Genomic DNA, 26747 nt, shown 5'->3' with positions numbered 1-26747 from the left:
GTAGATCGCAAGTGGATCAATCGTCCTCATCCTCGAACCCGACCAGCGCCAGCGCACGCGCCTTCATCTGGCGTTGCTCGCACCAATGGACCAGCGCCTCCTCGCGGCCATGCGTCACCCACACTTCGCGCGGGGCGATTTCGGTCAGCGTGGTCGTCAGCTCGTCCCAATCGGCATGGTCGGACAGGATCAGCGGCAGCTCGACATTCTTCTGCCGGGCGCGCTGGCGCACCCGCATCCAGCCGCTCGCCATCGCGGTGATCGGATCGGGCAGCCGCCGCGACCAGCGGTCGTTGAGCGCACCGGGCGGGCACATCACGACATGCCCCGCCATGTCCGCCTTCTTTGCGTCGGCGACCGGCAACAGCTCGCCCAGCCGCACGCCATGTTCGGCATACAGGTCGCACAAGCGCTGCAACGCGCCATGGATGTAGATCGGCGCTTCGTGCCCACGCTCGCGCAACTCGGCGATTACCCGCTGCGCCTTGCCCAAAGCATAGGCCCCGACCAGCACGCAGCGATCGGGGTTGGCGTGCAGGCGGTCGATCAGCTTGTCGATCTCGTCACCGGTATCGGGATGGCGGAACACCGGCAGCGCAAACGTCGCCTCGGTGACGAACACGTCGCACCGGACCGGCTCGAACGCCGCGCAGGTCGGATCGGGCCGGCGCTTATAGTCGCCCGACACGACCACCCGTTCGCCGCGATAATCGAGCACGATCTGCGCCGACCCCAGCACATGGCCCGCGGGAACATAGCCGACCTCGACCTCGCCCATCCGGATGCTCTCGCCATAGGCGATCGCATGCCCCGCCTGCGGCCCATAGCGCGCATCCATGATCGCCAGCGTCTCCGGCGTCGCCCACACCGCGGCATGCCCGCCGCGCGCGTGATCGGCATGGCCATGCGTCACCAGCGCCTTGGCCACGGGCTCCGACGGATCGATCCACGCATCGGCGGGCTTCACGTAGATCCCGTGCGGGTGCGGTTCCAGCCAGTCGCCCAATCGTGCCATCCCGCTACTACGCGCCAGATGGGTCGCGGTGTCCCGTCCAACCCCTCTTCGTCACCCCGGACTCGTTCCGGGGTCCACCAGGCCACGGGGGGGAAGGCAAGAGGCTCTAGCCATCCCCCTCGCCGCGGAGTGGACCCCGGAACAAGTCCGGGGTGACGAAAGGATGGAAGCGGCCCGACGCCACCCTACATACACCATGATGGACCTCCCCCAGCCGCTGACCGACTGGTTCGCCTCCCGCGGCTGGCACCCCCGCCGCCACCAGCTCGACATGCTGCGCGAGGCCCGCGCCGGCCGCCACGCGTTGCTCGTCGCCACCACCGGCGCGGGCAAGACGCTCGCCGGCTTCCTCCCCACGCTCGCCGAGCTGATCGAGCAGCCGACGGAAGGCCTCCACACCCTCTACGTCTCGCCGCTGAAGGCGCTCGCGGTCGACATCCAGCGCAACCTCGTCACCCCCCTCGACGAAATGGGCGTCGACATCCGCGTCGAGACCCGCACCGGCGACACGCCCAGCGACCGCAAGGCGCGCCAGCGGGTGAGGCCGCCGCAGATCCTGCTCACCACCCCCGAATCACTGTCGCTGCTTTTGAGCTACCCCGACAGCGTCACGATGTTCGCCGGCCTGAAGACGATCGTCGTCGACGAAGTCCACGCCTTCGCCACCGGCAAGCGCGGCGACCTCCTCTCGCTCTGCATGGCGCGCCTGCAAAGGATCAGCCCTGCTTTACGCCGCGTCGCGCTCTCCGCCACAATCGCCGACCCGGACGGCTATCGCGCCTGGCTCGCCCCCGACGGCGACATCGGTGAGGTCGCGCTGGTCCAGGGTGAAGCCGGCGCCGATCCCGACATCACCATCCTGCTCCCCGAAGACCGCGTGCCCTGGTCCGGCCATTCGGGCCGCTACGCCGCGCAACAGGTGATGGCGGAGATCGAGGCGCATGAGACCTCGATCATCTTCTGCAACACCCGCAGCCTCGCCGAACTGATCTTCCAGGATCTGTGGAAGGTGAACACCGACAGCCTGCCGATCGGCGTCCACCACGGCAGCCTCGCACTCGAAGCGCGCCGCAAGGTCGAAGGTGCGATGGCATCGGGCCGGCTGCGCGCATTGGTCGCCACCGCCAGCCTCGACCTCGGCGTCGACTGGGGCAATGTCGATTGCGTCATCCAGATGGGCGCGCCCAAGGGCTCCAGCCGCCTGCTGCAGCGCCTCGGCCGTTCCAACCACCGCCTCGACGAAGCGTCGCAGGGCATCCTCGTCCCCGGCAACCGCTTCGAATATCTGGAAGCGCGCGCCGCGCTCGACGCCGTAGAGGCGGGCGAGCTCGACCCCGACATCTTCCGCCCCGGCGCGCTCGACGTGCTCGCCCAGCACGTCATGGCGCTCGCCTGCGCCGCACCGTTCGATCAGGCCGCGCTGCTCGACGAAATCCGCTCCGCCCTTCCCTATTCGGCGCTCGACGACGAAACCTTCGACCGCGTGCTCCACTTCATCAGCGACGGCGGCTACAGCCTGAAGGCCTACGACCGGTTCAAGCGCCTGACGCAGGACCCCGATGGCCTCTGGCGCGTCAGCCACCCCAAATTCGTGACGCAGCACCGCCTCAACGCCGGCATCATCGTCGAGGCGACGATGCTCAACGTCCGCTTCAAGAACGGCCGCCACCTCGGCAAGGTCGAGGAAGGCTTCGCCGCGCAGCTCAGCCCCGGCGACACCTTCTTCTTTGCCGGCCTGTCCTGCGAAGTGCAGAGCATCGACACCGAAGACCTCATCGTCCGCGCCTCCAGCAAGCCTGCGCGCATCCCCACCTACGGCGGCAGCCGCATGCCGCTGTCGACCAACCTCGCCACCCGCGTCCGCCACTTCCTCGCCGAACCGGAGCAATGGCATCGCTTCCCGCCCGACGTGCGCGACTGGCTGGAATTCCAGGCGAAACGCTCCGCCCTCCCCCGCCCCGGCCAGCTGCTGGTCGAAACCTTCCCGCGCGAAGGGCGCCATTACATGGTCGCCTACAGCTTCGAAGGCTGGAATGCGCACCAGTCCTTGGGCATGCTCGTCACCCGCCGCATGGAGGCGGAGGGGCTGAAGCCCTTGGGCTTCGTCGCCAACGACTATGCGCTCGCCTGCTACGGCCTCGAAAAGATCACCGACCCCGCCGCTTTGTTCAGCCCCGACATCCTCGAACATGAATTCGTCGACTGGGTGCAGCAGAGCCACCTGCTCAAACGCGCCTTCCGCGAGGTCGCGGTCATCGGCGGCCTCGTCGAACGCCAGCACCCCGGCAAGCGCAAGACCGGCCGCCAGGTGACGTTCTCGACGGACCTCATCTACGACGTGCTGCGTAAATACGAACCCACGCACCTGCTCCTGCAAGCCGCCTGGGACGACGCCCGCGCCCGCATGACCGACGTCGGCCGCTTGGCCCATCTGCTCGACCGCGCCGCCGACACGATGCTCCACGTCGACCTCGACCGCATCACCCCGCTCGCCGTCCCCGTCCTCACCCTGATCGGCCGCGAAAAGGTCTCGACCGGCTCCGCCGACGACGCGCTGCTGATCGAGGCGGAAGCGCTGGCGGCGGAAGCTATGCGGATCGATTAGGGGGGCGGGGATATCGGGAATGTCTCTCCGCCCAGAAGCGGACATCGCCAGCGGCGAGGATTTGAACCCGCAACCTCCGGTTGTGACCGGTGCTCCATCCGATTGAGCTACGCTGGCACGGACCGAATACCGCAATTTTTGGACGTCTGCTAATGCCCAGAAGCGGACATTCCACGTCCGCCCACGTCTTGCCAAGCAGCCGCAAAACCCCTCTCCGTCATTCCCGCGAAGGCGGGAATCCAGACTGGCAAGCCCATCGGCTCCATCGATACGTCAGAGGTTATGGATTTCCGCCTTCGCGGGAATGACGACGGTGCACACCCCCCTCTGTCCTACACGCCACAAATCTGGCAAAGGGCCCGCATGACCCATGCCCGCCGCACCCCGCCCCTCACCCGGCGGGCCCGTCGCGGAGGGCGTTTTCGACACTTACGTACCGTCCACTTCGTCCACTTCCGCGGTGCCGAATCGGCCCGCGCAGCCGCCCGAGACTGCCTGTGACCTCCCCCCGCCGCACCTTCGCGATCATCTCCCACCCCGACGCGGGCAAGACGACGCTCACCGAAAAACTGCTCTATTTCGGCGGCGCCATCCACTTGGCCGGCGAAGTGAAGGCGCGCGGGCAAAACCGCCGCGCCCGTTCCGACTGGATGAAGATCGAGCAGCAGCGCGGCATCTCCGTCACCTCGTCGGTGATGACATTCGAGCGTGACGGCATCACCTTCAACCTGCTCGACACGCCGGGCCACGAGGACTTCAGCGAAGACACCTATCGCACCCTCACCGCGGTCGATTCCGCGGTCATGGTCATCGACGCCGCCAAGGGCATCGAGCCGCAGACGCGCAAATTGTTCGAGGTCTGCCGCCTGCGGTCCGTCCCGATCATCACCTTCGTCAACAAGGTCGATCGCGAAGGCCGTCCGGTCTTCGAACTGCTCGACGAGATCGCCGACATGCTGGCATTGGACGTCGCACCGATGAGCTGGCCGGTCGGCATGGGCGGCGAGTTCGAGGGCGTGCTCGACCTCACCACCAACACGATCAGCCGCCCCGAAGGCGACAGCCGCGCCTTTCTCGGCAAGACCGAAACCGACCCCACGCTGTCCGACCGCTGGGCCGAGGAGATCGAACTCGCCCAGGCCGGCTATGCGGAGTTCGATGGCGAGGCCTATCGCAACGGCGACCTGACGCCGGTCTATTTCGGCTCCGCGCTCAAGGACTTCGGCGTCGCCGAACTGATCGGCGCGCTCGCCGAGCATGCCCCGCCGCCGCGCGCGCAGCCTGCCGAACCCGCGCCCGTCGCACCGGACAACGACGAAGTCACCGGCTTCGTATTCAAGGTGCAGGCGAACATGGACCCCAACCACCGCGACCGCATCGCCTTCATGCGGCTGTGTTCGGGCACGTTCAAACGCGGCATGAAGCTCACCCCCACCGGGCACGGCAAGCCGATCGCGGTCCATTCGCCGATCCTGTTCTTCGCGCAGAATCGCGAAGTCGCCGACGAGGCCTTCCCCGGCGACATCATCGGCATCCCTAACCACGGCACGCTGCGCGTGGGCGATACCTTGTCGGAGCGCGCCGACGTCCGCTTCACCGGCCTGCCCAATTTCGCGCCCGAAATCCTGCGCCGCGTCCAGCTGAAGGACCCGACCAAGACCAAGCAGCTGCGTAAAGCGCTCGACGACATGGCCGAAGAGGGCGTGACGCAGGTCTTCTACCCCGAAATCGGCAGCAACTGGATCATCGGCGTCGTCGGCCAGCTCCAGCTCGAAGTGCTGCTCAGCCGCCTGGAGGTGGAATATAAGGTCGCCGCGGGCCTCGAACCCGCCCCCTTCGAAACCGCGCGCTGGGTCTCCGCGCAGGACCCCGCCGACCTCAAGGCCTTCACCGACCTCAACCGCTCGGCGATGGCCAAGGACCGCGACGGCAACCCCGTCTTCCTCGCCAAAAGCGCCTGGGAAGTCGGCTACATCGCCGACCGCTACAACAAGGTGAAATTCGCCGCGACCCGCGAACGCTAACCTCCCCTCTCCGTCATCCCGGCGAACGCCGGGATCCATGGAGGCGGGGCGGCAACGGCGGCGCGCCAACGGCCATGGCGCGCTGTCCATGGATCCCGGCCTCCGCCGGGATGACGAAAGGGGTGTTGGACGCCGGTGCGTTCAACATCTTCACATCACACGACGATTTGACAGGGGCTGTCCTACAGCGAGCAAGGGTGCCACACCCCCACCCCGTCATTCCCGCGAAGGCGGGAATCCAGACGCGCTAACGCTGGCGATGACTCCTCAGACGGAAGCGGTTATAGATTCCCGCCTTCGCGAAAATGACGGACATGGCTCTTTCTCACCCTACCCAGTCACGCCGCAGCGGCTTCACCGCACACAGCATCAACCCCGCCGCGACGACATAAAACCCCAGCGCATAGACCGTCGCATAGCGCAGTGCGTCCGCCCCATAGGCCGCGGTCATCGCATCCGACACGCGCCCCATGATCGTCGACCCCAGCCCCAGCCCGATCAGATTGTTGATCAGCAGGAAGCTGGCCGAGGCGGTCGCGCGCATCGGCGGCGGCACCAGATGCTGGACCGCGGTCGTCACCGGCCCCAGCCACAGGATGTTGAGCCCATTGGGAATCAGGAACAGGAACCAGGACAGCGCCGGCGATCCGCTCATCAGCCCCGCGGCATAGAGCGGTACGGTGATCGCCCAAGCCACCGCGGGCAGCTTGGCATAGACGCCGCGATCGCGCCCGCCCATCCGATCGGCCAGCCATCCGCCCGCGAACACGCCGATCGTGCCGCCGATCAGCAGCAGCGACCCGATATATTGCGACGCGGTCAGCAGGCTGAACCCGAATGACCGGATCAGGACGGACGGCACCCAGAAGGCGAGGCCATAGCCGCACAGCGAACTGAACGCCGCGGCAAAGCTCAGCAGCCAGAAACTCGGCTTGGCGGCCAGGATGCCGAACACCGTCCACACCGACGTGCGCTCGGTCGCCTCGACCGGATCGAACGCCCCGCGCGCCGGCTCGCGCACCACCAGGCGGAAGATCGGCGCGATGACGACGCCCGCCAGCCCGACGACGATGAACGCCCAGCGCCAATCGACATGCGCCGCCAATATCCCGCCCAGCAGCGCCCCCGCGGCCAGCCCGATCGGGATGCCCAGCGAATAGATCGACAGCGCCCGCCCGCGCTGATGCGGCGGGAAGTAGTCCGAAATCATCGCATAGGACGGCGCAACGCCCCCCGCCTCCCCCACGCCGACGCCCAGGCGGAACGCGAAGAACTGCCAGAAACCGGTCGCGAACCCGCACAGCGCGGTAAAGCCGCTCCACACTGCCAGGCTGATCGTAATCACCCAGCTGCGGCTCGTCCGGTCGGCGACCAGCGCCAGCGGGATGGCGAGCGTCGAATAGAGCAACGCGAACGCCGCCCCGCCCAGCAGCCCCAGCTGCGTGTCGGTCAGCTTCAGGTCTGCCTTGATCGGCGCCGCCAGGATGCCGAGGATCTGCCGGTCGAGGAAGTTGAACGTGTAGACGACCAGCAGCATCGCCAGCACGAGCGCACGGTAGCGGGGGGTGGGTGTCATGGCATGCATAGGTATTCCCGCGCGCTAGCCCCGCCCACCCGTCACCCCGGACTCGTTCCGGGGTCCACTCTGCGGCGAGGGGGGAGGCCGGAGCCTCTTGCCGTCCCCATGCGGCCCGGTGGACCCCGGAACAAGTCCGGGGTGACGAAGGGACATTGCAAACCTTAGAACTTCGCCCCGACGCTGACGAACACCTGCCGCGGATTGCCGTAGAAGGCCGTCGCAACGCCCTCCTTGCCCAGCGTCGGCGTATAGCCACCCGCCGCATTCCGGATCGGCACGCCGGCGATGGTGCTGGCGATATACTGATACCCGCTGGTCTTGTAGCGCACGTCGGTCAGGTTCTTGCCGTACACGCCGATCGTGTACCGCCGCCCCTCGCCGAACGCATAGGTCAGGCCCGCATCCAGCAACGTATAGCCCGGCTGGTCGAGGAACGGGCTCGCCGTCTCGAACTGGTGCGTCAGGCTGCGATACGACACGGTCGAATTGGCGGTAACGAGGCCATCGCCCAGCGGCACATTGCCGGTCAGCGTGCCGCTCGCCGTCCAGTCGGGCGTGTTCTGGAACACGCGGACATTGGCGACATCGACCCCGGTCGGGCCGATGAAGGTGCGGTAGCGGGCATGGATATACCCCACCGCCCCGTTGAGCGCGACCGACGATCCGATCCCGGCGAAATCGCGCGCCAGCACCGCGGTGCTTTCCAGCTCGATGCCCTTGATCCGCGCCTTGGCCGCGTTGGTGGTAATCCCGCAGAAGCTCTGCACCCCGTTTTGCAGGCATCCGACCGAACCCGGGATCTGCACGTCGGTGTAATCGGCGTAGAAGCCCGCCAGCGCCCAGGTCAGCCGCCGGTCGAACGCCGCGCCCTTGTACCCCGCTTCATAGCTGGTCACCGTTTCCGGCTTGAACAACAGGTAGTTGTAGATTTCCTGATAGGTCGGACGGCCCGGCACAGCGGCGGGTGCCGACGTGCCCGACCCGCGCGGATCGAAACCGCCGCCCTTGAAGCCTTCCGAATAGGAGGCATAGAGCAGGTGATCGGTCGCCGGCTTGAAGCTCAGCGACACGCGCGGCGTGAAGCGCTTGAAATTGGCGACCCCACGGAAATTCGTCGCCGGAGCGCCGAACGGGGTCGGCGTGCCGCCGAACTCGCTGGTCAGGCCGATATAATTCGCCTTGAAGACGAAGGCGTTGCGCTGGTCCCACGTATAGCGGCCGCCGACCGACAGGCTGAACTGCGGCGTGAAATCATAGGTGAAGTCGCCATAGATCGACGACGTCTCGGTCCGCACGTCGCCCGCGGTATAGGCGTCGAACCCCGGCAGCGTCGTCGACAGCAGCACGCCGAACCCCGTCGCCGCCTTCGCGCCGAGGTAATAATAGCCGACCAGACCGTTGAGCTTTTCGGACGCATAGAGCAGCTGGAATTCCTGGCTGGTCTGCTCGTTGCGATAGACCGCGGGCACGTCGACGTCGGTCGCGGGCAGCGAATCGAAGTCGATCGGCGTGAAGCTCGTGTCCTTGCGCCACGCGCTGATGCTGCGCAGCGTCAGGTGATCGGTCAGCTGCGCATTCGCGGTCATCGACAGGCCACCCGCCTGGATGTCCTGCTTGGGGAAGTTCAGCCCGGCGCGCGTGTCGAACACGTTCGCCAGCACCGGCGCGCCCGACAGCAGGCCCGGGATCAGGCGGTGGCCGTTGCGCGGATTGCTCAGGTCGTGCGTGTAATCGCCGGTGATCCGCACGAACAGCCGCGTATCCGGGCTCTCGAATTCGATCGTACCGCGACCCGCCCAGATGTCCTTGTTGTAATTGTCGATATTCAGGTTGGTGTTGCGTCCGAAGCCACCCCGGCTCAGCCGCGCACCGGCCACGCCGACCTTGAACATGTCGCCAATCGGCGTCGACAGCGCAACGATGCCATCGGCCTGATCGTACGACCCGTAATTGGCCTTCACGCGCAGCTCGGTCTCGTTCGGCAGCCGCTTGGTGACATATTTCACCGCGCCGCCGATCGTGTTGCGGCCATAGAGCGTGCCCTGCGGCCCGCGCAGCACCTCGATCCGGTCGACGTCATAGATGTCGAGCACCGCCGCCTGCGGCCGGTTGAGATAGACGTCATCCAGATAGATGCCGATGCCCGCCTCGAACCCCGGCACCGGATCCTGCTGGCCGACACCGCGAATGAAGGCCGCAAGCGTCGAGTTGGAGCCACGGGCGGTTTTCAGCGTGGTGTTGGGGGTGACGTTCTGAATGTCGGTCAGATCGACCGCGCCAATCTTATCGAGCTTGTCCGCGCTGAACGCGGTGACGGCGATCGGTACGCTTTGCAGCGTTTCGGACCGGCGGCGCGCGGTGACGACGATGTCCCCATTATCCTGGGGCGGCGTCGCACTGGTATCGGGCGCCGTCTCCGCTGCCGCGCTCTGCGGGGCGTCGGCCGGGGCCGTCTGCGCTATCGCGGGCGTCGCCAGCAGCGCCGCGGCGCTCGCGCCGAGCTTGAGGATCGTGGATGCACGCCGATTCATAGCTTTCCCCTCCTGATCGGCGCCTGCCCGGTTGACCCGGCTTGTACGCCCTCTTGCACCCGCTATACTGAAACCTGAACCGGGTTTCAACTTCGGTCTTTGGGGGAGGAACGATTATGACCGAAGCAGCGGCAGACGCAGCCGACACCGCCGACTCACCCACCACCGCCAAGACACCGCGGACGGCGCGGGGACGACGGACGCTGCGCGCGCTGCTCGATGCGGCGGCGGTGGAGTTTGGCGAGCGCGGGTTTCACGATGCGTCGGTCAGCGGCATCACGCGTCGCGCCGGCATCGCACTCGGCAGCTTCTACACCTATTTCGATTCGAAGGACGCGGTGTTCCGTGCGCTCGTCACCGACATGTCGGCGCAGGTCCGCGATCATGTTGCCCCCGCGGTTCGGGCGGCGCCGGATGGACTGGCGGCGGAACGGGCAGGCCTTGCCGAATTCATCGGCTTCGTCCGCGACCACAAGGAAATCTATCGCATCATCGACGAGGCCGAATTCGTCGATTCGGATAGTTTCCGCGCCCACTACGCCTCCACAGCGGAGCGAATCGAAGCGCGGCTACGCGCCGCGGCGGAGCGGGGGGAGGTGCGGGGGGATGTGGATGATGTTCACGCCTGGGCGATCATGGGAATGAACGTGTTTTTAGGCTTGCGGTACGGCGTGTGGAGCGAGGATCGCGACATTGCTGCGGTGGCCGACCAGGCCGCATCGCTGCTGCGCGATGGCCTGTTCCCCAAAAGCCAAACCATCACCGAGGCTTGATCGATTCGTCCTGCCGTAACGCATCGGCGATCCGGTTGCGGATCGCGAGCAGCATGGCGGTCAGGTCCGCCTGTTCGTCGGCGGGCGCTGGCGGCGGCGCGCGATCCGCATCGGCGAGGAGTTGCTGGACGCCGCGGATCGTATAGCCCTGCCGGTTGAGCAGCGTATCGATGCGGCGGACCAGCGCGACATCCTCCGGCCGGTAATAGCGCCGGTTGCCCGCGCGCGTGACGGGCCTGAGCTGGGGAAAACGCGTTTCCCAATAGCGCAGGATATGGTGGGCGAGGCCGGTTTCCGCCGAAACCTCGCCGATCGTTCGAAACGCTCCACGCGCCTTGTCGGTGCGGGAGACCATCCGGGTCAGCTGGCCGCGACGATGCGGTCGCGCATCATCTGGCTGGCGCGGAAGGTGAGGACCCGCCGCGGTGCAATCGGCACCTCGACCCCCGTCTTAGGATTACGGCCGATCCGTTCGCCCTTGTCACGCAGCACGAAGGTGCCGAACCCCGAAATCTTGACGTTCTCGCCGCGCGACAGCGCCTCGCACATCTCGCCGAGAATCTGTTCCACCAAGCGCGCCGAGTCCGATCGCGCCAGTCCCACCTGGCGATGCAGGGCTTCGGCCAGATCCGCTCGCGTCAACGTGCCCACCGGTGTCATCAACACGTTTCCCACTCCACTCTGTCAAAACAGCCCCTTGGAGGGAGCTACACCAGCACAGACATGTCCGAAAGTGACTTTGTTACACGGCGTGGAAACGCTTGCACGAAAAACTACTCAAAATGGCGGATTACATCCGCAGGACCGCGGCCCCCCACGTGAAGCCGCCGCCCATGGCCTCCAATACCACAATCTGGCCCGGTTGGATGCGGCCATCGCGCGTCGCCGTATCCAGCGCCAGCGGCACCGACGCGGCGGAGGTGTTGGCGTGGCGATCGACGGTCACGACGACCTTCTCCGCCGGCAGGCCGAGCTTGCGGCTGGTCGCCTCGAGAATGCGGGCATTGGCCTGATGCGGCACGACCCAGTCGACCGCCGACGGCGTCAGGCCGGCGATATCCAGCGATTCCTGCAACACCGACGCCAGATTGACGACGGCATGGCGGAACACCTCGCGGCCCTTCATGCGTAGCTTGCCGACGGTGCCCGTGGTCGACGGACCGCCATCGACATAGAGCAATTCGTTGTGGCGCCCATCGGCGTGCAGGCGCGTGGCGAGGATGCCGCGACCGCCCTCGGCCTCGCTCTCCTGCCCTTCCAGTACGATCGCGCCGGCGCCGTCGCCGAACAGCACCGCCGTGGTGCGGTCTTCCCAATCGAGGATGCGGCTGAACGTTTCGGCACCGATCACCAGCGCGCGACGATGAACGCCGGTGCGCAGCATCGAATCGGCGACCTGCACCGCATAGAGGAAGCCCGAGCAGACCGCCGCGATGTCGAAGGCGACGCAATCGTCGATGCCGAGCATCGCCTGCACCTTGGTCGCGGTCGCCGGGAAGGTCTGGTCGGGGGTCGCGGTGGCGAGGACGATCAGGTCGATGTCCTGCGCGGTGATCCCCGCCGCGTCGAGCGCGGCGCGGCAGGCTGCTGCGGCGAGTGTCGAGGTCGTTTCGTGCGGGCCGGCGATGTGGCGAAAGCGGATGCCGGTCCGCTCGACGATCCATTCGTCGCTGGTGTCGAGTCGCTCCGCCAGATCGGCGTTCGACACACGCTGTTCCGGAAGGGCCGAACCCGTACCGAGAACGACCGAGCGGATCATGCGTGGACTGCCTTTTTCTCGAAATTGCCGAGGTCGTCGGCGATGCGGCGCGTGAGGTCGGCGCGCACCATCTTGGCGGCATTGCCGATCGCGGTGGCGACGCCGCGTTCGTTGGCGCTGCCGTGGCTCTTCACGACGATGCCGTTGAGCCCGAGGAAGACCGCGCCATTGTGATTATTTGGATCGAGATGGTCGCGCAGCAGCTCGGTCGCCGGACGCGAGATCAGGAAGCCGACCTTCGAGCGGACCGAGCTGCGGAACGCGCGCTTGAGCAGATCGGCGACGAAGCGCGCCGTCCCTTCGGCGGTCTTGAGCGCGATATTGCCGGCGAAACCGTCGCAGACGATGACGTCGTGGTTGCCGCGGGCAAGCTGGTTGCCCTCGACGAAACCGGTGAAGGTCAGCGGCAGGTGCGTCTGGCCGCGCAGCACGGCGGCGGCGTCGCGAATCTCGTCGGTGCCCTTCTGGTCCTCGCTGCCGATGTTGAGCAGCGCGACGCGGGGGCTGTCGAGATCGAGGATGGTGCGCGCATAGGCCGCACCCATCACCGCGAACTGGACGAGATTGCGCGCATCCACCTCGGTATTCGCACCGAGATCGAGCATCACGACGTCATTGTCGCCCAGCGTCGGCAGCGGCGCGGCAAGCGCTGGGCGATCGATGCCCGGCAGCGTGCGCAGCGCGAGCTTCGCCATGGCCATCAGCGCGCCGGTGTTGCCCGACGACACGGCGGCGCCGGCGCGACCCTGTTTCACCAGATCGATGGCGATGCCCATCGACGTGGTCTTGGACCGGCGGATCGCCTGGCTCGGCTTGTCGCTCGACCCCACGGTTTCGGGAGCGTGGACGATCTCGCTGGCATGGGCGAGGTTGGGATGGGCCTTCAGCCCCTCGGCCACCTTCGCCTCGTCACCCACCAGGAAGAAGCGCATGCCCTCGAACCGGCGGCGTGCCGCGGCGACGCCAGCCAGCATGACCGCCAGCCCCTCGTCGCCGCCCATCGCATCGACGGCGATCCAGGAAGTGTCGGGCATGGTTGCGCGTGTATCCAGTGGGTAAAGAGGGCGTTAGCCCTCGACCGAGACGATCTCGCGACCGTTATAATGGCCGCAGGCGGTGCACAGGTTGTGCGGACGCTTCAGTTCGCCGCAGTTCGGGCACTCCTGGAACGCCGCGACGCTGAGCGAGTCGTGGCCACGGCGCATGCCGCGCTTCGAGGGAGAGGTCTTTCGCTTGGGGACGGCCATTTCGGCACCTTGTTCTAAAATCGACGTACGAAATCAGATGCCCCGTACGGCACGATCCAGCCATCGGCAAGGCGCCGACCGCCGGACGCCACCGAGAACCGGACGCATCGCGAAGCGCGGGCCTATAGCGAATTTCCGCGCTGTTGCAAGCTTGGCGGGCGCAAGGCATCACGGCGCGGCCCGCCCGAGGAGACTTACGCCGATGCTGCTGCCCGTCACGCTCACCGTCGCCGCCGCCGCCGGAATCGGCAATGTCGTGCTGGCGATGCGAATCGTGCAGCTGCGGCTGAAGGGCAAGGTGCTGATCGGCGACGGCGGCGACGAGCGGCTGCTCGCCCGCACCCGCGCCCAGGCCAATTTCGTCGAATATACGCCGTTCGTGCTGATCCTGATGGCGTTGATCGAGGCGGCGGGCGGATCGCCGCGCTGGCTGGCGATCACCGGCGGCCTGTTCGTCGCGGGCCGCATCGCCCACGCCCTCGGCATGGACCGCCCCGCCCCCAACCCCTGGCGGGCGGGCGGCGCACTGCTGACCTGGGTGATCCTGGTCGGCCTCGCGCTGTGGGGCATGACGATCGCCTACACCTACGAAGCCGCGCCGGTGATGGAGGTCGTGCCGGTCGACGGTGCGCCGACCGTCTGATTCGCGGAGGCTCCGGGGCGATTCGGGGCCGCGGAAGTGGACGAAGTGGACGGTACGTAATCGTCCGGAACGCACCCCCGCAGCCCGCCCGGAGGTCCGGGTGGCGAGCGGGCGGGGATTGCGCATGGCGTGGGTATATACGAGCCGGGGCGTGTAGGACAGCGCCGGCGTGACGCTTGCGAGGCGGCGCCGTTCGCAAGAGCGTTGGCGGTCAGGAGGCTGCGGTTCGCCTCATGGCGGGATGATTGGACCTGAGCGCGCAAGGCGCGGCGCCTGCTTTCCTGAAAACGATGGTGTTCTGTGAATGCTGGTGCTTGAGGTATCTCAGATTAAAGATTGGCATGGCCCACGCGCTCGGGACATAGGGTGACGATGAGGTTGTTGAAGGAGGCAGCGTCTTTGATCGTTCGTCAGGCTACTATCAATGATCTAGATGCATTGGTTCCGTTGTTCGACGCCTACCGACAGTTCTATAAACAAGCTTCCGATCCTGATGGCGCACGAGCATTTCTACAAGATCGTTTTGAGCACCAACAATCGGTAGTCTTCGTTGCTTGCGATGTAGATCAAGCAGTTGGCTTCACTCAGCTATTCCCATCATTCTCGTCGGTGAGAATGGCGCGGACGTTCATTCTTAATGATCTATTTGTGTCCCCCGCTGCTCGCCGCACCGGGGCAGGTCGAGCGCTGCTGAATGCAGCTTGCGAATATGGCCGAGCGGTCGGAGCGTCGCGGCTGTCGCTTTCGACTGCTGTGGCTAATGTTGTTGCACAATCAGTGTATGAAAAAGCAGGCTGGACCCGCGATACGGAATTCCAAGCCTATGCCATCAGCCTGATTTAGAGACTAATCGACACTCTTGCTGCGTTCCCGAAAACGAATCTCCAATGGGAAGCAGACTACGCCCATCGCGCTGACGGAGACCTGCAGGGTCTGCATTCCCGAAATCCGTTCCCGATTGCGCTTTCCCGAAACGTCTGATCGGAGACGGGGAAGCTGTTGCCGGTGGAGGGGTGATATCAGTCTGAAACTCCGTCGGTTCGTCCGGCTTCGTTCGGCTTGCCGGTCGCGAGATCGCTATGCCATTCTCGACGAAGTTCGGGGAGGACTGTGGAATGATGGTAACAGTGTTGGTGGGCGCGTTTCTCACCTTACAGACGGGCGCGCCCCAAACGCAGCCTGTCCCCCGCTGGGCCGTAAAGATCAATCCGGCCCATTGCCAGTTGGAGCGAAGCGGCGACCCGGCGGCGGCGTCTTTGATCGTAGACACCATACCGGGCAGCGATAGCTATCGGGTCTTCATCCTGAATGGCGAGCGGCAGGGTGCGGCACCGCTTGGGCCTGGTTCGCTGCTATTCGCGCCCTCGCAGGCGTCGCTGGCGGGCCTTACCCGCGCGTCGGTCTTGCCGGACGGACGGACCGTGGCGCGCATGGAGGGTGTAGAGCCGGCTGTGCTCGACGATATGGCAGGCGCAGATACGATAGCGCTGACGATCGGGTCGAAGGTGGCAGGGACGGTATCCATTCCGAACGCCGCCAAGGCCATTGCGGCCCTTCGTGCCTGCAGCGCGGATCAGCTGATCGCCTGGGGGGCAGACGCTGCGCAATTCGCTCCGGGCGGCCGGCCCCCGATCGCCGTCAAAAGCCGGGACGAATGGATTCCGAACCGCGATCTCGTCACGCTCGCCGCAACATCCGGAAAAGCCGACATCGACGCAACATTCCGCGTGGCCGTATCGCCCGACGGATCGATTACGGACTGCCGGGCGGTCACAGATAGGACGGCGTCAACCGTCGTTAAGACCGCATGCGGCCCGGTGCTGAACAAGACGTTGTTCACACCGGCACGCGACCCCGCCGGGGCGGCAGTCAAAGGCGTTGCGACCTTCCGCGTTCAGTTGGTTACGCAATTCAGCGTCATCCGGGAGCCGGCTCGCCGTTGAACGCCTACGCCGCCAGTGCCCGGTCGCTGACGAACATGTTGTTGGCGCGTTCGTGGGCGAACGTACTCGGGTTGCCGTGGCCGGGAATGAAGGTGGTGTCGTCGCCCAGGGGCCAGAGCTTGGTGACGATGGTTTCGATCAATTGCTTGTGGTTGCCGCCGGGCATGTCGCTACGGCCGACCGAACCCTGGAACAAGACGTCGCCCACTTGCGCGAATTTCGAGGGCGCGTGGTGGAAGATCACATGGCCCTGGGTGTGGCCGGGGGTTTCGTAGACGTCCAGCTGCAAGTTGCCGACGCTGACCGTGTCGCCTTCGACCAGCCAGCGGTCGGGTTCGAAGGTCACGCCGGCCATGCCGTAATTCTTGCCGTCATCGTCGAGGCGGGCAAGCCAGAAGCGGTCGGCCTCGTGCGGGCCTTCGATCGGCACGTTCAGCTCGTCGGCGAGCGGCTTGGCCTCGCCGGCGTGGTCGATATGGCCGTGGGTAAGCAGGATCTTTTCGACCGTGACGCCCGCCTGCGCGACCGCGGCCTTGATGCGCGGCAGGTCGCCGCCCGGATCGACGATCGCCGCCTTCATCGTCTGGGTGCACCAGATCAGCGTGCAATTCTGCTGGAAGGGCGTCACCTGAATGATCGCGGCGCGTAAGGGGGGCGTATCGGTCATGCCCAAAGAGATAGGCGCGTGGGGCTGGGGCGGCAATCGTCGCTTGCACCCGGCGGCATCGCCTGTGCATTTGGACCGGGATGATCGCTGCGCCCTTCGTATTGCTGGATGATGCCCGGGACGGGGGGGCAGGTGCGCGGCTCTATACCGATCCGGTCGAGGTCGTCGTCGCCGCGACGCGCGAGGCGGTGCTGCCGGCGCTGGCACGGCTGCGTGGCGCGCGGCGGCGGGGCCTGCATGCGGCGGGCTATCTGACCTATGAAGCGGGAGCGGCGCTGGCGTTGCGCACGGTGCCGGTGCGCGAGGGCGACGGGCCGTTGCTGTGGTTCGGGCTGTTCGAGGGGTATCGTGCGCTGAGCGCGGGCGACGTCGCGGAATGGCTGCCCGATCCGGCCGGGGCCTGGGCGAGCGCGCCGCAGCCGCGGGGCGACCGCGAGGCCTATGATGCCGCCTTTGCCGCGGTGACGGCGCTGATCCGGGCGGGCGATATCTATCAGGCGAACCTGACGATCCGCACCGACGTGGCGATCGCGGGCGATCCGGCGGCGCTGTACGCGCGGCTGCGGCGCGAGGCGGCGGCAGGCCATGGAGCTCTGGTGGCGACCGGCGAGCGCCATCTGCTGTCGCTGTCGCCCGAATTGTTCTTCACGCTGGAGGGCGATGCGCTCACCTGCCGGCCGATGAAGGGGACGGCGGTGCGGGGGGAGACGCCGGCCGAAGATGCGGCGCTGGCGGATGCGCTTGCCGGCGATCCCAAGCAGCGCGCCGAAAATCTGATGATCGTCGACCTGATGCGCAACGACCTGTCGCGCGTGGCGCAGGCGGGCAGCGTCGCGGTGCCCGAACTGTTCCGGGTGGAGCGCTATCCGACGGTGCATCAGATGACGTCGACCGTCACCGCGACGCTGGCGGATGGGGCGGATGCGGTGGACGTGCTGACGGCGTTGTTCCCGTGCGGGTCGATCACCGGCGCGCCAAAACAGCGCAGCATGGAGGTGATCGCCGCGGTCGAGCCCGAAGCACGCGGCATCTATACCGGCGCGATCGGGCGGATCGATCCGCACGGCGATGCGGCGTTCAACGTGGCGATCCGTACGTTGGCGGTGCCGGCGGGGGCCGATATGGCGACGCTGGGGCTGGGATCGGGCGTGGTCGCCGACAGCCGGGTCGACGAGGAATATGCGGAGTGCCTCGCCAAGGGCGCGTTCGTGACGCGCGGACAGGCGCCGCTCGACCTGATCGAGACGATGGCGTTCGATCCCGACGAGGGGTTGCCGCTGCTGGAGGCGCATCTCGCCCGGCTGACCGCGAGCGCCAGGGCGCTGGGCTTCCGCTTCGACCGGCACGGCACGCGCAACGATCTGCAGGCGGCGACCTTTCGATTGCGCGGCCCCGCGCGGGTACGGCTGCTGCTGGCGCAGAGCGGCGCGACCGCGATCGAGGTGGCGGCGATGCCCGCGCCCTTCGCGGCGCCGCTGCGGGTGGCGGTGGTGGCGCTGCCGGTCGACCCGAGCGATTTCCGGCTGCGGCACAAGACGAGCGATCGCGGCTTCTACGACGCGGCGCGGGTGGCGGCGGGGACGGACGAGGTGGTGTTCGTGCGGCCGGACGGGCTGCTGACCGAGGGGAGCTTCACCTCGCTGTTCGTCGGCGACGGCGACGGACCGCTGCGCACGCCGCCACTGGCGCTCGGCCTGCTGCCCGGCGTGCTGCGGTCAGGATTGATCGATTCGGGGCGGGCGGTGGAGGCGAATGTGTCGCCAGAGGACCTCGGCGGGCAATTTTTCGTCGGAAACGCGCTGCGCGGGCTGATGCCGGCGGTTGTTGCGATTGCGAAAAGCGAGGCCTTGCGTCTATAGGCGCGCGCAGTCCTTCCGCCATCCAAGGCCCGTCCCATGAAGCCCTCCGCCGCACTCGGCCGCATCAGCCCCTCGCCCACGCTCGCGATCACCAGCCGCGTGCTCGAGCTGAAGCGCGCGGGCGTCGACGTGATCGGCCTGGGCGCTGGAGAGCCCGATTTCGACACGCCGGAGTTCGTCAAGGACGCGGCGATCCAGGCGATCCGCGACGGCAAGACGAAATACACCAACGTCGACGGCACGATCGAGCTGAAGCAGGCGATCGTCGCCAAGTTCGCACGCGACAATAATCTCACCTACACGCCCGATCAGGTGACGGTGAACGTCGGCGGCAAGCACACACTGTTCAACGCGATCGTCGCCAGCGTCGATCCGGGCGACGAGGTGGTGATCCCCGCGCCATACTGGGTGAGCTATCCCGACGTCGTGCAGTTCGCGGGCGGCACGCCGGTGTTCGCGGTCGCCGGGCCGGAGCAGGATTACAAGCTGTCGCCGGAGGCGCTGGAAGCGGCGATCACGCCCAAGACCAAGTGGGTGATCCTCAATTCGCCGTCGAACCCGACGGGCGCGGCCTACACCGTCGACGAACTGAAGGCGCTGGGCGCGGTGCTGGCGCGGCACCCGCATGTGTGGATCTTCGCCGACGATATGTACGAGCATATCGTCTATGACGGCTTCCGCTTCGCGACGATCGCCGAAGTGTGCCCGGAGCTGTACGAGCGGACGCTGACCGTCAACGGCTGTTCGAAGGCGTACGCGATGACCGGCTGGCGGATCGGCTTTGCGGCCGGCGCGCCGTGGCTGATCAAGGCGATGGCGAAGCTGCAGTCGCAGTCGACCAGCAACCCCTGTTCGATCGCGCAGGCCGCGGCCGTGGCGGCGCTGACCGGGCCGCAGGATTTCCTGAAGGAGCGCGCCGCGGCATTCCAGGGGCGGCGCGACCTGGTGGTCGGCATGCTCAACCAGATCGAGGGCATGACCTGCCCGACGCCGGAAGGCGCCTTCTACGTCTATCCGTCGTTCGCGCCGCTGATCGGCAAGACGACGCCGAACGGGCGCCGAATCGAGACGGACGAGGATTTCGTCGGCTATCTGCTCGACGATGCGAAGGTCGCGGCGGTGCAGGGCGCGGCGTTCGGTCTGTCGCCGGCGATGCGGATCAGCTACGCGACGTCGGACGACCTGCTGCGCGAGGCGTGCACGCGCATCCAGCAGGCGTGCGCGGATCTGCGCTGAGGGGCGGCTCGTTCCAACATTCACCGTCACCCCGGCCTTGAGCCGGGGTCCCGCTTCATTGGCTGTGGCAAGTAAGAAGCGGGACCCCGGATCAAGTCCGGGGTGACGGGTGGCTTTTGGCGGATAACTCCATCCGTATCGGCCGCAAACCCTGACGGGCGATGAACGGAGCGGCCACGCCGCGTTAATCCAGCGTTTCTATAAACGCGCTTGAGAGTGGCGGTCCGGACGACCATCTGGGCCGCTGAAACCGGGCAAGACGACGTTCGTCGTCGCCCCAACGAACGACAAGACAAGGGTGCGTTATGCGCAACATGTTCAACAGCCGCTTCTTCTGGAAGTTCCTCGGCGGGTTCGCGATCGGCGCGATCGGCGTCGTGACGCTGCAGCCGGCGAGCGCGCAGCATGCGCAGCCGATCCCGGCCGCGTCGCCGATCGTGCAGGCGCAGTAAGCCTTACCGGGCGAGACGAATGCGCCAGACCGCTCAGGCCCCTGGCTCTGGACGGACGCAGTTTCCTCACCATATCAGCGTCATGCTGAAAGTTCTGCTGCCCGGCGCCGCTCTGGCGGGCGCCCTGTTCGCCTCCACCGGCTTTGCCGCCGCCGAGCGCGCGGTGCCGCTGCCGGTCGCCAAGATCGATGTCCCCGCCACCACGGCCACGCAGACCGCGGTGTTCGCGGGCGGCTGTTTCTGGGGCATGGAGGCGGTGTTCGAGCGGGTGAAGGGCGTCAGGACCGTCATCGCCGGCTATGCGGGCGGCAGCCGCGCGACCGCGACCTACGATCAGGTGTCGACCGAGCGCACCGGCCATGCCGAGGCGATTCGCGTGACCTATGATCCGCGTGTCGTCAGCTATGCGACGCTGCTGCGCATCTATTTCTCCATCGCTCATGATCCGACCGAGCTGAACCGGCAGGGTCCGGACACGGGGCCGAGCTATCGCTCCGCCATCTTCCCGCAGGACGCGCGGCAGGCCGCGGTGGCGCGCGCCTATATCGCGCAACTGGGAGCGGCGAAGAGCTTTCCCAAGCCGATCGTGACGCGGATCGAACAGGGCGGGTTCTTCCCGGCGGAGGACTATCACCAGCGCTTCTACGACCGGAATCCGATGCACCCGTATATCGTGCGCTGGGACAAGCCCAAGGTCGCGGCGTTCAAGGCGGGGTTTCCAGCGCTGGCGCGGTGAGGGCGTGTTTGTTGGTTCGGGCGTTCGTGCCTCCCCTTCCCCGTCATTCCCGCGTAGGCGGGAATCCATAACCTCTGAACCACGGCGATAGAGCCGCGCGGTTAGCCCGTCTGGATTCCCGCCTTCGCGGGAATGACGGGGGGTGGTGCGGGATGCCCCATCCTCGTCATCCCGGCGGAGGCCGGGATCCATGGTTTTGGCGTGGCTGGTGATGTGCGCCACGCTGCCCGCATCGTGTCCATGGATCCCGGCGTTCGCCGGGATGACGGGGGGGTGTGCGTCAGGCCGCGATGGGGAAGCGGAGGAGGCGTTGTTCGACGGGCACCAGGGCCTCGGCGCCCTGCCCCACGGCCTTGACCAGCGCGGGGTGGTCGACGTCGAGGCCGCCGGTCAGCGCGCCGAAGGCAGGCAGCACGATCTTGCGCGGCGTCGCGACGAAGCAGCGGCGCGCGACCTGCTTGCCGCGGACGTGGAGGCGCAGCTTGGGGTGGAAATGGCCCGACAGTTCCGGGCGGCCGTCATGTGGATCCGCCTCGTGGCGCAGGATCAGGCCGTCGACCGTCGCTTCGTCCAGCACCGTGCCGCCGCAGCGATCCTTCAGTCCGGAATCGTGATTGCCGGTGATCCACGTCCAGCGCAGCCCCTCGGTCAGCGCGCGCAGGCGTAACTGCGCTTCGGCGGGCAACCGGTCGCAGCCATCGCTGTCGTGGAAGCTGTCGCCCAGGCACCAAAGTTCCTTCGCCCCCGTCGCCGTCACGATGCGCGCGAGATCGGCCAGCGTCGCGAGCGAATCATAGGGCGGCAGCATCTGGCCGCGGGCGGCGAACCAGCTCGCCTTTTCGAAATGCAGGTCCGCGACCAGCAGCGCGGAACGTGCCGGCCACCATAAGGCGCCATCCGGCAGCGCGCACAGGGTCTGACCGCCGAACGAAAAGGGAACCATGGCCCGCCCATGCCTGCAAACCCCTACCCGATCAAGCCGTTACCCTGCCCTTACCCAAAGCCTCTTGCGCGGCAGGCAAATCGGCGTAAAGCGCGCCGTCCTCCCGCGCCGGGGGATTGAACAGGGGTAAAAGCGCGCCATGTCGGCTGCCGTCGAAGCACCCGCTTCCGAATCCACGGGCGCGCATTCCGCGTCGGCCCATCCCGCGCTGATCGGCCTGACCGTCGGTGCGCTGGGCGTCGTGTTCGGCGATATCGGCACCAGTCCGCTCTACGCCTTTCGCGAGGCGCTGCAGCAATCGGCGGGCGACGGCATCGACCCGTCCGAAATCCTCGGCGTGCTCAGCTTGGCGCTGTGGACGCTGACGCTGATCGTCACGGTCAAATACGTCTTGTTCCTGATGCGCGCCGACAATCACGGCGAAGGCGGCGTGCTGGCGCTGGCAGCGCTGGCGCGCAAGTCGATCGGCGTGCGCAGCCGCATCGCGCTGGTGCTGGGCGCGGCGGGCGCGTCGCTGTTCTATGGCGATGCGATCATCACGCCGTCGCTGTCGGTGCTGTCGGCGATGGAGGGGCTGCGCACCATCCCCAGCGCCGCCACATTCTTTGACGAAGGCACGATCCGCGCGCTGACGATCGTGATCCTGATCGCGCTGTTCTTCCTGCAATCGAAGGGCACGGCGCGGGTCGCGTCGCTGTTCGGGCCGGTGTGCATCGTCTGGTTCCTGACGATCGGCGGGCTGGGCGCGTGGCATATCGCCGACGAGCTGTCGATCTTTCGCGTGCTGCTGCCTACCTATGGCATCCAGTTCCTCAGCACCCACGGCACGGTGGGGCTGTTCGTGCTGGGCGCGGTGTTCCTGACGGTGACGGGCGCCGAAGCGCTGACCGCGGACATGGGGCATTTCGGCAAGAAGCCGATCCGCATCGCGTGGCTGCTGCTCGTGTTCCCCGCGCTGACGCTCAACTATCTGGGGCAAGGCGCCTTTGCCCTCTCGCGCCTCGAGGCCGCCGCCGCTGCGGGCAAGCCGTTCACCAATCAGGACTGGTTCTTCCTGATGGCGCCCGAATCGATGCGCGGGCCGCTGATCGTGCTGGCGGGCTTCGCCACGGTGATCGCGAGCCAGGCGGTGATCACCGGCGCCTTTTCGCTGACGCAGCAGGCGGTGCAGCTGGGGCTGTTGCCGCGGATGAAGCTGCGGCAGACGTCGGCGTCGTTCGTCGGGCAGATCTACGTCCCCGCGATCAACTGGCTGCTGATGATCGGCGTGCTGGTGCTGATCATCCAGTTCAAGACATCCTCGGCGATGGCGGCAGCATACGGCATCGCGGTGACGGGGACGATGGTGGTGACGACTCTGCTCGGCTACCTCGTCGCGCGGCACGTGTGGCACTGGAACCGGGTGTGGGCGCTGGCGGCGGTGCTGCCGTTCCTGTGCCTCGACCTCATCTTCTTCGGCGCGAACATCCTGCGCGTGATCGAGGGCGGCTGGGTGCCGCTGGTCATCGCGGCATCGATCGGCCTGCTGATCTACACCTGGGTGCGCGGCAAGGGCATCGTGCGCGCGTTCGAGGCGCGGCAGAGCATCCCGCTCGCCGACCTCGCCGCCGCGCTCGCCAAGCGGCCGCCCGAACGCGTGCCGGGCACGGCGGTGTTCCTGACCGCCAATCCGCGATCCGCGCCGGGCGCGCTGCTCCACAATCTCAAGCACAACAAGGTGCTGCACGAGCGCAACCTGGTGGTCAGCATCCGCACGACGGACCGCCCGGTCGTGGAGCCCGAGATGCGCGCGACCGTCGAGCGGCTGGACGATAATTTCGAGATCGTCGTGCTCAATTACGGCTTCATGGAATCGCCGAACGTGCCCGCCGACCTGGGCGTCGGCGGCAAGACCGAGATGCGCAGCCTGGATGCGATGAAGACCAGCTTCTTCATCGGGCGCAACACATTGAAGCCCGAAGCGGACGTCGGCATGCCGCTGTGGCAGGATCGCATCTTCATGTTCATGCAGCGCAATGCGAGCGATCCGACCGACTTCCTGAAGATTCCGCCGGGCAAGGTGCTGGAACTGGGCGAACAGGTGACGGTGTAGGCGCGCGCAGGACGTTCCGACACTATCGTCGTCCGTCATGGCGAGCGAAGATGACCTGCGACGTCACTCTCCTCAGGCGAGCAGCGTCACCTGCATGGCGATGTGTTTGTCGCCCCCGGCCGGCACGTCGAACACGCCCGGCTTGTCGCGGAAGTCGCCGGTGAAGCCTTCGGGATCGGCGATGCCGTGCCAGGGCTCGACGCAGACATAGGCCGCGCCGGGCTTGGTCCAGATGCCGAGCATCGGCGTGTCAGGGAAGGCGATGCGCAATTGCGGGCCGTCTGGCGCGCCATAGGTCACCGCGTCGGAGCGGACGTGATCCCACACGAGCGCGTCGTCGGTGAACAGATCGTCGCGCAACGTCAGCGTGCGGCCGTCGAGCGGTGACGGGCGCGTGCCCGCGGCGATCGTGCCGTCGGCGGCGATGACGCGCAGCGCGTCGGGCTCGTCGGCGTCGAAGACGATGCGGTGGGCGGCGCGGTCCTGCCCATAGGGCAGCGGCCAGGCGAAGGCGGGGTGGAAGCCGAAGCTCGCCGGCATGGGCTCGGTCGCGGGGTTGTGGATGCGTGCCTCGACGTGGAGCGTCGCATCCTGCAGCGTGAACGTGATCTCGAGCCGGAAGGCGAAGGGGTAGGAGGCGCGCGTCTCGGCACTGTCGGTCAGCGCGAAGGTGACGCTGGCGTCGGACTGCGCGACCGTGTCGAACAGGCTGTGGCGCGCGAAGCCATGCTTGGCCATCGGATAGGATGTGCCGTCGAGCCGGATCGCCTTCTCGTACGTCATGCCGATCACCGGGAACAGGATCGGCGCGTGGCCGGTCCAGAAGGCCGGGTCCGCGTTGGTCATCAGCTCGCGGCCGTCGGCGTCGCGCAGATGCGTCAGCTCGGCGCCGACGGGGTTGATCGCGGCGGTCAATGCGCCGGAGCGGATGGTGACGAGGTCGGTCATGGGCTCCAGCTGTGCGTCAGGTGTGGGGCTGCGGCAAGGGTCGTGGCCATTCCTGGTAGAACGTCATTGCGAGCGCAGCGACGCAATCCAGGGCGTCCTGGTCCGGCTCTGGATTGCTTCGCTGCGCTCGCAATGACGGATTCCAGGTTGGCAGCCTCTGCTCACCGCGACGCGGTCTGCAACCACGCCTCGTTGGCGGTCGCCGTTTCGCTTTGCATCGCGGCGGCGTCGGCGTTGGTGGGCAGCGTCCAGCCCTCTGCGGCCGACGCGTCCGTCACCAGCACCGGCGTGCCGCGGCTAGTGATCGCGAACAGCTTCTTGGCGAAGTCGGTCGGCACGCGGATGCAGCCGTGTGAGGCAGGGAAGCCCGGGTTCATGCCGGCGTGGATCGCGACGCCGTCCCAGGTCAGGCGCTGCATGAACGGCATCGGCGCGCTGTCGTACAGGTTGCTCTTATGCTTTTCCGACTTCTGCAGGATCGGGAAGACGCCAACCGGTGTCTCCTTGCCGTCCTTGCCCGTCGAGACGGTGGATGCGCCGATCAGCATCGTGCCGCGATAGACATAGGCCTTTTGATCGGGGATCGAGACGACGATGCTGACCGGTTCGCTGCTACCGCTGTCGTTCCAGAGGAAGCGATTGGGGGCGAGCGACGTGACTTCCGGGGCCAGGGCATCGCTGGCCGCCGCCGCAAATGCGGGGGCCGGAAGCGCCATTACCAGCGCCGCCGCGGTCATCGCCGAAAACCATCGTGTCGATCGCTGTGCCATATCGATTCGCCCTTGACTTTCGTTTGCCTTTCGCGGGTCTCAACGCGCGATATCGCGGCTGGTGCCATGGCCAAATCGGATCAATCGAGCCCAACCCGCGCCGAAGCGTGCAACCGCAACGCTGACTTGGGGCTGGGACCCGCAGAATATTAAGTCCGAAGCTGCTATATGATGTCTCGCGGGCAAGAACCGGGGCATTACGGAAATTCGATGCAAAATCAGAATGATGGCGCGCGCGATCGTCGTGCACTGCTGAAGAACGGATTGGTGCTGGCGACGACGTTGGCGATGCCGGGAACGGTTTCCGCCGCGACCCGCCGCCTGAGCCAGGCCGATTTGCGGCCGGTCAGCGAACCGCCGTTGCCGGCCCCGCGCCCGCGCATGTTTGCGCAAGCCATCACCTCGCCGCGCGTCGTGCGCCCCGATCTGATGCGCCAGGCGATGGCCGCGCTGAACCAGCATGGCCGCCGCATCCCACGCCGCGACCGGATCGCGATCGCCGACATGGCGGCGTCCTCGTCCGAACCGCGCTTCCACCTCGTCGATCTGGTGTCGGGCAAGAGCCAGTCGTTCCTGGTCGCGCACGGCAGCGGATCGGACCCGGCGCACACCGGCTATCTGAAGCGCTTTTCGAACGAGCCCAATTCCAACGCGACTTCGCAAGGCGCGTTCGTCACCGACGATTATTATGTCGGCAAGCATGGCCGTTCGCAGCGGCTGATTGGGCTCGACGCCACCAATGACAATGCGCTGGCGCGCGCGATCGTGGTGCATTCGGCTTGGTATGCGAACAAGGACATGCTGCGCACGCACGGCATGCTCGGCCGCAGCCAGGGCTGTTTCGCGGTTGGCGAAAGCGACCTGTCGCAGGTGTTCGCGCAGCTGGGCCAGGGCCGGATGATCTTTTCGGCGAAGGTGTAACGCT

The 26747-nt window shown here is 66.8% G+C and carries 24 protein-coding genes and 1 tRNA gene; 12 read left to right on the top strand and 13 right to left on the bottom strand.

From position 1 onward, the window contains the following. Window positions 1-16: 16 nt before the first annotated feature. Window positions 17-1015 carry a ligase-associated DNA damage response exonuclease gene (locus ACP7A3_RS06435; RefSeq protein ID WP_426256480.1) on the bottom strand — a complete coding sequence of 333 codons (999 nt, stop codon included), beginning with the start codon at window positions 1013-1015 and terminating at the stop codon, window positions 17-19. Between the two features lie 196 nt (window positions 1016-1211). On the opposite strand from ACP7A3_RS06435, the gene ACP7A3_RS06430 reads away from it, so the two are divergent. After that, window positions 1212-3620, top strand: a complete 2409-nt coding sequence (locus tag ACP7A3_RS06430) for a ligase-associated DNA damage response DEXH box helicase (protein ID WP_426256479.1) — start codon at window positions 1212-1214, stop codon at window positions 3618-3620. A 45-nt stretch (window positions 3621-3665) separates the two neighbouring features. Here ACP7A3_RS06430 and ACP7A3_RS06425 read toward each other — a convergent pair. Next, window positions 3666-3737, bottom strand: a tRNA-OTHER gene (locus ACP7A3_RS06425). Window positions 3738-4117: 380 nt separating this feature from the next. Here ACP7A3_RS06425 and ACP7A3_RS06420 point away from each other — a divergent pair. Beyond that, window positions 4118-5644 (top strand): peptide chain release factor 3, encoded by a 1527-nt coding sequence (locus ACP7A3_RS06420; protein ID WP_426256478.1) that lies wholly within the window; start codon window positions 4118-4120, stop codon window positions 5642-5644. 325 nt (window positions 5645-5969) lie between these two features. On the opposite strand, the gene ACP7A3_RS06415 is transcribed toward ACP7A3_RS06420, so the two are convergent. Together ACP7A3_RS06415 and ACP7A3_RS06410 are read right to left on the bottom strand one after the other, a co-directional pair. Next, window positions 5970-7229, bottom strand: coding sequence for a spinster family MFS transporter (locus ACP7A3_RS06415; protein ID WP_426256477.1), 1260 nt, complete (start codon window positions 7227-7229; stop codon window positions 5970-5972). Between the two features lie 155 nt (window positions 7230-7384). Next, window positions 7385-9754 carry a TonB-dependent receptor gene (locus ACP7A3_RS06410; protein ID WP_426256476.1) on the bottom strand — a complete coding sequence of 790 codons (2370 nt, stop codon included), beginning with the start codon at window positions 9752-9754 and terminating at the stop codon, window positions 7385-7387. Window positions 9755-9870: 116 nt separating this feature from the next. Here ACP7A3_RS06410 and ACP7A3_RS06405 point away from each other — a divergent pair, with 116 nt between their 5' ends. Then, window positions 9871-10527, top strand: a complete 657-nt coding sequence (locus tag ACP7A3_RS06405; protein WP_426256475.1) for a TetR/AcrR family transcriptional regulator — start codon at window positions 9871-9873, stop codon at window positions 10525-10527. Here ACP7A3_RS06405 and ACP7A3_RS06400 read toward each other — a convergent pair. The 5 genes from ACP7A3_RS06400 to rpmF all read right to left on the bottom strand — a co-directional run bounded on the left by ACP7A3_RS06400 (window position 10514) and on the right by rpmF (window position 13533). Beyond that, window positions 10514-10882: a MerR family transcriptional regulator gene (locus ACP7A3_RS06400; RefSeq protein WP_426256474.1), complete on the bottom strand. Its 369-nt coding sequence runs from the start codon at window positions 10880-10882 to the stop codon at window positions 10514-10516. The genes ACP7A3_RS06405 and ACP7A3_RS06400 overlap by 14 nt on opposite strands. Before the next feature lie 5 nt (window positions 10883-10887). Continuing rightward, on the bottom strand, window positions 10888-11187 hold the full coding sequence (locus ACP7A3_RS06395; protein ID WP_331360932.1) for an integration host factor subunit alpha: 300 nt from the start codon (window positions 11185-11187) through the stop codon (window positions 10888-10890). Between the two features lie 130 nt (window positions 11188-11317). Beyond that, entirely contained in the window at window positions 11318-12286 is a 969-nt protein-coding gene (locus ACP7A3_RS06390; RefSeq protein ID WP_426256473.1) for a beta-ketoacyl-ACP synthase III, read from the bottom strand. Continuing rightward, window positions 12283-13320, bottom strand: a complete 1038-nt coding sequence (plsX, locus tag ACP7A3_RS06385; protein ID WP_017977282.1) for a phosphate acyltransferase PlsX — start codon at window positions 13318-13320, stop codon at window positions 12283-12285. The genes ACP7A3_RS06390 and plsX overlap by 4 nt, the downstream gene beginning before the upstream one ends. Before the next feature lie 33 nt (window positions 13321-13353). After that, window positions 13354-13533 (bottom strand): 50S ribosomal protein L32, encoded by a 180-nt coding sequence (gene rpmF, locus ACP7A3_RS06380; protein WP_017977281.1) that lies wholly within the window; start codon window positions 13531-13533, stop codon window positions 13354-13356. A 202-nt stretch (window positions 13534-13735) separates the two neighbouring features. Between rpmF and ACP7A3_RS06375 the strand changes: the two genes are divergently transcribed. The 3 genes from ACP7A3_RS06375 (at window position 13736) to ACP7A3_RS06365 (ending at window position 16119) form a co-directional block, all read left to right on the top strand. Then, the gene (locus ACP7A3_RS06375; RefSeq protein ID WP_294216576.1) at window positions 13736-14176 is read left to right on the top strand and encodes an MAPEG family protein; all 441 of its coding nucleotides are present in this window, start codon (window positions 13736-13738) and stop codon (window positions 14174-14176) included. Between the two features lie 399 nt (window positions 14177-14575). Further along, window positions 14576-15019: a GNAT family N-acetyltransferase gene (locus ACP7A3_RS06370; RefSeq protein ID WP_426256472.1), complete on the top strand. Its 444-nt coding sequence runs from the start codon at window positions 14576-14578 to the stop codon at window positions 15017-15019. A 272-nt stretch (window positions 15020-15291) separates the two neighbouring features. Beyond that, window positions 15292-16119: a hypothetical protein gene (locus ACP7A3_RS06365; RefSeq protein ID WP_426256471.1), complete on the top strand. Its 828-nt coding sequence runs from the start codon at window positions 15292-15294 to the stop codon at window positions 16117-16119. A 4-nt stretch (window positions 16120-16123) separates the two neighbouring features. Here ACP7A3_RS06365 and ACP7A3_RS06360 read toward each other — a convergent pair whose 3' ends face one another. Beyond that, window positions 16124-16786: an MBL fold metallo-hydrolase gene (locus ACP7A3_RS06360; RefSeq protein ID WP_017977277.1), complete on the bottom strand. Its 663-nt coding sequence runs from the start codon at window positions 16784-16786 to the stop codon at window positions 16124-16126. An 80-nt stretch (window positions 16787-16866) separates the two neighbouring features. Between ACP7A3_RS06360 and pabB the strand changes: the two genes are divergently transcribed. From pabB to msrA, 4 genes are all read left to right on the top strand, one after another. After that, window positions 16867-18645 carry an aminodeoxychorismate synthase component I gene (gene pabB / locus ACP7A3_RS06355; RefSeq protein ID WP_426256470.1) on the top strand — a complete coding sequence of 593 codons (1779 nt, stop codon included), beginning with the start codon at window positions 16867-16869 and terminating at the stop codon, window positions 18643-18645. A 36-nt stretch (window positions 18646-18681) separates the two neighbouring features. Then, window positions 18682-19881, top strand: a complete 1200-nt coding sequence (locus ACP7A3_RS06350; RefSeq protein ID WP_426256469.1) for a pyridoxal phosphate-dependent aminotransferase — start codon at window positions 18682-18684, stop codon at window positions 19879-19881. Window positions 19882-20186: 305 nt separating this feature from the next. Beyond that, complete coding sequence (locus ACP7A3_RS06345; RefSeq protein ID WP_017977274.1) at window positions 20187-20333, top strand: hypothetical protein; 147 nt, start codon at window positions 20187-20189, stop codon at window positions 20331-20333. Window positions 20334-20415: 82 nt separating this feature from the next. Then, the gene (msrA, locus tag ACP7A3_RS06340; protein WP_426256468.1) at window positions 20416-21069 is read left to right on the top strand and encodes a peptide-methionine (S)-S-oxide reductase MsrA; all 654 of its coding nucleotides are present in this window, start codon (window positions 20416-20418) and stop codon (window positions 21067-21069) included. A 280-nt stretch (window positions 21070-21349) separates the two neighbouring features. Here the strand turns inward: msrA and pdeM are convergent, their stop codons facing one another. Then, window positions 21350-22012, bottom strand: a complete 663-nt coding sequence (gene pdeM, locus ACP7A3_RS06335; RefSeq protein ID WP_426256467.1) for a ligase-associated DNA damage response endonuclease PdeM — start codon at window positions 22010-22012, stop codon at window positions 21350-21352. A 139-nt stretch (window positions 22013-22151) separates the two neighbouring features. On the opposite strand from pdeM, the gene ACP7A3_RS06330 reads away from it, so the two are divergent. Next, window positions 22152-24104, top strand: a complete 1953-nt coding sequence (locus tag ACP7A3_RS06330; RefSeq protein ID WP_043061294.1) for a potassium transporter Kup — start codon at window positions 22152-22154, stop codon at window positions 24102-24104. A gap of 72 nt (window positions 24105-24176) precedes the next feature. Here the strand turns inward: ACP7A3_RS06330 and ACP7A3_RS06325 are convergent, their stop codons facing one another. Both ACP7A3_RS06325 and ACP7A3_RS06320 read right to left on the bottom strand, forming a co-directional pair. Beyond that, complete coding sequence (locus ACP7A3_RS06325) at window positions 24177-25052, bottom strand: aldose 1-epimerase family protein (RefSeq protein WP_426256466.1); 876 nt, start codon at window positions 25050-25052, stop codon at window positions 24177-24179. A 161-nt stretch (window positions 25053-25213) separates the two neighbouring features. After that, on the bottom strand, window positions 25214-25822 hold the full coding sequence (locus ACP7A3_RS06320; protein ID WP_294219415.1) for a L,D-transpeptidase family protein: 609 nt from the start codon (window positions 25820-25822) through the stop codon (window positions 25214-25216). 210 nt (window positions 25823-26032) lie between these two features. On the opposite strand from ACP7A3_RS06320, the gene ACP7A3_RS06315 reads away from it, so the two are divergent. Next, window positions 26033-26743, top strand: coding sequence for a murein L,D-transpeptidase catalytic domain family protein (locus ACP7A3_RS06315; protein ID WP_017977268.1), 711 nt, complete (start codon window positions 26033-26035; stop codon window positions 26741-26743). Window positions 26744-26747: the final 4 nt, after the last annotated feature.

It is taken from the genome of Sphingomonas sp. DC5200-1 (assembly GCF_049897245.1).
GTDB lineage: Bacteria > Pseudomonadota > Alphaproteobacteria > Sphingomonadales > Sphingomonadaceae > Sphingomonas > Sphingomonas aquatilis.
This window is presented reverse-complemented; position numbering and strand designations above follow the sequence as displayed.

Coding starts and splice junctions, on each gene's coding strand:
- ACP7A3_RS06435 (WP_426256480.1), bottom strand. CDS start 1,015: ATGGCACGATTGGGCGACTGGCTGGAACCGCACCCGCACGGGATCTAC.
- ACP7A3_RS06430 (WP_426256479.1), top strand. CDS start 1,212: ATGATGGACCTCCCCCAGCCGCTGACCGACTGGTTCGCCTCCCGCGGC.
- ACP7A3_RS06415 (WP_426256477.1), bottom strand. CDS start 7,229: ATGCATGCCATGACACCCACCCCCCGCTACCGTGCGCTCGTGCTGGCG.
- ACP7A3_RS06410 (WP_426256476.1), bottom strand. CDS start 9,754: ATGAATCGGCGTGCATCCACGATCCTCAAGCTCGGCGCGAGCGCCGCG.
- ACP7A3_RS06405 (WP_426256475.1), top strand. CDS start 9,871: ATGACCGAAGCAGCGGCAGACGCAGCCGACACCGCCGACTCACCCACC.
- ACP7A3_RS06400 (WP_426256474.1), bottom strand. CDS start 10,882: ATGGTCTCCCGCACCGACAAGGCGCGTGGAGCGTTTCGAACGATCGGC.
- ACP7A3_RS06395 (WP_331360932.1), bottom strand. CDS start 11,187: ATGACACCGGTGGGCACGTTGACGCGAGCGGATCTGGCCGAAGCCCTG.
- ACP7A3_RS06390 (WP_426256473.1), bottom strand. CDS start 12,286: ATGATCCGCTCGGTCGTTCTCGGTACGGGTTCGGCCCTTCCGGAACAG.
- plsX (WP_017977282.1), bottom strand. CDS start 13,320: ATGCCCGACACTTCCTGGATCGCCGTCGATGCGATGGGCGGCGACGAG.
- rpmF (WP_017977281.1), bottom strand. CDS start 13,533: ATGGCCGTCCCCAAGCGAAAGACCTCTCCCTCGAAGCGCGGCATGCGC.
- ACP7A3_RS06375 (WP_294216576.1), top strand. CDS start 13,736: ATGCTGCTGCCCGTCACGCTCACCGTCGCCGCCGCCGCCGGAATCGGC.
- ACP7A3_RS06365 (WP_426256471.1), top strand. CDS start 15,292: ATGATGGTAACAGTGTTGGTGGGCGCGTTTCTCACCTTACAGACGGGC.
- ACP7A3_RS06360 (WP_017977277.1), bottom strand. CDS start 16,786: ATGACCGATACGCCCCCCTTACGCGCCGCGATCATTCAGGTGACGCCC.
- pabB (WP_426256470.1), top strand. CDS start 16,867: ATGATCGCTGCGCCCTTCGTATTGCTGGATGATGCCCGGGACGGGGGG.
- ACP7A3_RS06350 (WP_426256469.1), top strand. CDS start 18,682: ATGAAGCCCTCCGCCGCACTCGGCCGCATCAGCCCCTCGCCCACGCTC.
- ACP7A3_RS06345 (WP_017977274.1), top strand. CDS start 20,187: ATGCGCAACATGTTCAACAGCCGCTTCTTCTGGAAGTTCCTCGGCGGG.
- msrA (WP_426256468.1), top strand. CDS start 20,416: ATGCTGAAAGTTCTGCTGCCCGGCGCCGCTCTGGCGGGCGCCCTGTTC.
- pdeM (WP_426256467.1), bottom strand. CDS start 22,012: ATGGTTCCCTTTTCGTTCGGCGGTCAGACCCTGTGCGCGCTGCCGGAT.
- ACP7A3_RS06330 (WP_043061294.1), top strand. CDS start 22,152: ATGTCGGCTGCCGTCGAAGCACCCGCTTCCGAATCCACGGGCGCGCAT.
- ACP7A3_RS06325 (WP_426256466.1), bottom strand. CDS start 25,052: ATGACCGACCTCGTCACCATCCGCTCCGGCGCATTGACCGCCGCGATC.
- ACP7A3_RS06320 (WP_294219415.1), bottom strand. CDS start 25,822: ATGGCACAGCGATCGACACGATGGTTTTCGGCGATGACCGCGGCGGCG.
- ACP7A3_RS06315 (WP_017977268.1), top strand. CDS start 26,033: ATGCAAAATCAGAATGATGGCGCGCGCGATCGTCGTGCACTGCTGAAG.